The organism is Vagococcus silagei, from assembly GCF_004795745.1.
GTDB classification, from domain to species: Bacteria; Bacillota; Bacilli; order Lactobacillales; family Vagococcaceae; genus Vagococcus; species Vagococcus silagei.
In genome coordinates this window covers 1-3,759 of sequence record NZ_SDGV01000043.1, presented here as the reverse complement: position 1 = coordinate 3,759, position 3,759 = coordinate 1, and the positions used below count along the sequence as shown (strand labels likewise).

The following is a 3,759-nucleotide window of genomic DNA, read 5'->3' as shown; positions in this document are numbered from 1 at the left end:
GGTAAATGAAAATAAAGCGCCGCTAAAAGATTTAGGTGTGAAAGCATTAGATGATCAGACGCTGGAAATAAAATTAAAAGATCCGAATCCTACGTTTAGTCGAACGTTAAGCAATGTTGTATTAGCTCCAATTAATGAAACATTCTTAAAAGACAAAGGTAAGAATTATGCGAAAACAGATCAAGATATTTTATCATCGGGTCCTTATATTTTAGAAAAATGGGACGTCAATAGTTTGAAGTGGTCGTATCGTAAAAATCCTAAATACTGGAATGCGAAACAAGTGACGATTGATAAAATCGAAGTCAATGTTGTCAAAGATGCTTCAACTGATATTAATTTGTTTGAGTCTGGAAAAATCGATTACACTACACTTTCGGGTGATTATATTCAAAAGTATAAAGATCATCCGGGCTTTCGCACTGTGCCAATTAATGGCGTAACGAGTGTTGAGATGGGGATTAGTTCGAATCCAATTTTACAAAATAAAAATGTTCGTCAGGCGTTATTCCAAAGTATTAATCGAGAAGAGTTAGTCGAGAAAGTCTTAAAAGACGGTTCAGAACCACTCTTCAACCCAGTTCCAGAGAATCTTCAAAGTGATCCAAAATCAAAACAAGACTTTTCGGAATTATCGGATGAAAAAGCACCCCGTTACAGTACTGCGGAGGCAGGTAAAGTATGGGCAGCGGCTAAGAAAGAATTAGATCAAGATAAAATTGAATTGGAATTGCTTGTCAGTGATACTGAGCAATCGAAAAAAATAGGTGAGTACCTACAGTCGCAATTTGAAACGGAATTACCAGGCTTAAAAATTAAAGTGAATGTCTTACCAGCGAAAGTTCGTTTCCAAAAAATGATGGAATATAAGTTTGACTTAGCGATTGGTGGTTGGAGTGGAGATGTCGATCCAATTAGTTATGTTCAACAATTTTATTCAACCTACGAACATAACCATGGCAAGATAGACGACGCAGCACTAGATAAGAAAATTGATTTAGCACGTACGGAATACGCGGTTGATGAGGTCCAACGCTTTAATGCATTACAGGATGCGAATCAAATCATTACTGATCAAGCGTATGTTATCCCGCTTTTCCAACAATCAAGCACCATTGTTGCCAATCCTAAATTATCTAACTTTGAATATAAAACAGGATTCGACTTTACGTTTGCTGCGTATCAAAAATAATTAAACAAAAAGGCGGTCTGTTTACCGTCTTTAGTTTTATTTAAAAAGGAGTGGCGTCAGTGTTTAATCGAAAATATTTAGTCAAGCGACTGTTAACGATGGTTTTAATTTTAGTGGTGACAATTTCGGTTACGTTTATTTTATTAAGTTTTTTACCAGGTAGTCCTTACAATAACGAAGCCAAATTAACAGATGTTCAAATTCAATTGATGAACGAGAATTATGGGTTAGATGGTCCATTAATTATGAGATTAGGGCGTTATTTAGCTGGACTTCTACATGGTGATTTTGGTATTTCATTTCAGTTTGGTGAAGAAGAAGTCTCAAAAATTATTCAAGCTCGGATTTGGCCTTCATTTATCTTAGGGGTTCAAGCAATGGTACTGGGTACAAGTTTAGGTATCGTTATTGGTGTTTTATCGGCGAAGTTTCATAATAAGTGGTTAGATCGCTTTTTCTCAATTATTAATATCACCTTATTTTCTATTCCTAATATTTTGGTTGCGATTTTCCTTCAAACGTTGTTTGGTTTGTATCTTGCCTGGTTACCAATTGCTTTTTGGGAAGATGGTTTTTTATCAACAATTTTACCGACCATTGCTTTAGCAATCGCGCCCGGTGTTATCAGCGCTCAGTTTATTCGGAATGAAATGATTACTGTTTTAAAAAGTGATTATATTGAACTTGCTAGAGCAAAAGGAATTAGCGAGTGGCGTGTCATTTTTGTACATGGTTTACGCAACGCATTAATTCCAATGATGACAATTGTTGGCCCAATGTTTGCGAGTCTTTTAGGCGGTAGTTTAATCATTGAGAAAATTTATGCGATACCAGGACTAGGTGAAGAATTGACAAAAGCGATTCTAAGTAATGATTATGCAACGGTTATGGGATTAACGATTGTCTTTTCCGTTATCTATATTGTGGTGATCTTTATTACAGATATTTTATATGGATTAGTTGACCCACGTATTCGTGTGAAGGGAGTGGCCTAAATGGAACAAAATGTGGAATATTTATTCTCCTTTGCTGATAAGCAATCACGTAAAAAATCAAAAAAGGTAGCCGAGAGTCAAAGTTTTAAACTGACTAAATTACAGCTCTTTTTTAAAAATAAAACGGCTGTATTGTCTGGTTTAATTATTGTTTTGATTACTTGTTTGGCTTATGGCGGTTTGCTATTTTATCGTGTGGATCCAAATCAACAAAATTTAACGATTGCGAATCAACTTCCAAGTTTGCATCAGGGCACTTATTTGGAACAGACCAATTTGGGCGGGACTTGTTGGCTCGTACTTTATATGGCACACGTTTGTCACTCTTAATTGCTGTGAGTGCCACTGCAATTGAATTTGGTATTGGTATCTCGTATGGCTTAATTTCAGGTTGGAAAGGCGGCAAGACGGATCTTTACATGCAACGTTTTGTGGAATTCATTTCGAGTATTCCGACTTTAGTTATTGTTATTTTAATGTTATTAGTTTTTAAACCTGGTGTGACTTCTATTTTAATTGCGATGGGATTAACGGGTTGGATTACAATGTCACGTGTGATTCGTGCTGAAACGATCAAATTAAAGCAGCAAGAATTTGTGACGGCGGCCATTATTTTAGGGGAAAAGCCTACCCAAATTGCCCGCCATCATTTGTTACCCAATTTAATGGATGTGATTTTGACACAAATGATGTTAAATATTCCAGCGGCCATTTTCTTTGAATCTTTCCTAAGCTTTATTGGTATCGGGATTCAAGTTCCTAATGCATCATTAGGAAGTTTGTTAAGCGAGGGGTATCAAGTGTTTCGTTTAACACCACATGTCTTAATTTTTCCGTCAATCATTTTATGTTTGTTGATGATTTTTTTTAATTTGTTTGGTCATGGTTTACGTGATGTGTTAGATCCGAAAATATAAGAAAGAGGGTGGCTTAAAGTGCAACCACTTATTGAATTTAAAGAGTATCAATTAGCATTTGAACAAGCAAATCAAATGGTTCCGGTTATTCGTGGCATTGATTTAGCTATTTATCCAGGTGAAACTTTAGCGATTATTGGTGAGAGTGGCTCAGGAAAGTCTGTTCTTTGTCGTAGCTTGCTACGCCTTTTTCAGACAAGTGTAAAAACGGAAGGGCAAATATTATTTAAAGGAGAGGATATTCTCGATTTAGATAAAAAAGACTTACGTCAATTGCGCGGTAAAAAAATAGCAATGATTTTCCAGGATCCAATGACGTCTCTTAATCCGGTGATAAAGGTCGGTAAACAGATTCGTGAGAGTATTTTAGAGCATCAATCGATTTCGAAAAAAGCAGCTAGAGCTGAGGCGATTTTATTAATGAAAGAATTGGGGATTTCGGATGCCGAAAAACGATATCATCATTATCCGCATCAATTTTCAGGAGGCCAGCGGCAGAGAATTGTAATTGCGATGGCCGTCGCTTGTCGACCAGAAGTGCTCATTGCGGATGAGGCCACTACGGCACTCGATCCAACAACGCAAGCGCAAATTCTAGCTTTAATCAAAACAATTCAAAAAAAATATCACATGACCGTTTTGTTAGTTGAGCTAA

Annotated in this window: 5 protein-coding genes; all 5 read left to right on the top strand. The window is 36.5% G+C overall.

Features of this window, described 5'->3' with window-relative positions; all coding sequences use genetic code 11:
• The coding region (locus ESZ54_RS12235; protein ID WP_136137933.1) for a peptide ABC transporter substrate-binding protein at nucleotides 1-1,192 on the top strand (1,192 nt) is incomplete at its 5' end.
• Nucleotides 1,193-1,251: 59 nt separating this feature from the next.
• A complete protein-coding gene (locus ESZ54_RS12230) occupies nucleotides 1,252-2,187 on the top strand; it encodes an ABC transporter permease (protein ID WP_275426559.1) in 936 nt (311 codons plus the stop codon).
• Entirely contained in the window at nucleotides 2,188-2,517 is a 330-nt protein-coding gene (locus ESZ54_RS12225) for a hypothetical protein (RefSeq protein WP_136137932.1), read from the top strand.
• Complete coding sequence (locus ESZ54_RS12220) at nucleotides 2,478-3,104, top strand: ABC transporter permease (protein ID WP_162615192.1); 627 nt, start codon at nucleotides 2,478-2,480, stop codon at nucleotides 3,102-3,104. The genes ESZ54_RS12225 and ESZ54_RS12220 overlap by 40 nt, the downstream gene beginning before the upstream one ends.
• Nucleotides 3,105-3,122: 18 nt before the next feature.
• The coding region (locus ESZ54_RS12215; RefSeq protein WP_136137930.1) for an ABC transporter ATP-binding protein at nucleotides 3,123-3,759 on the top strand (637 nt) is incomplete at its 3' end.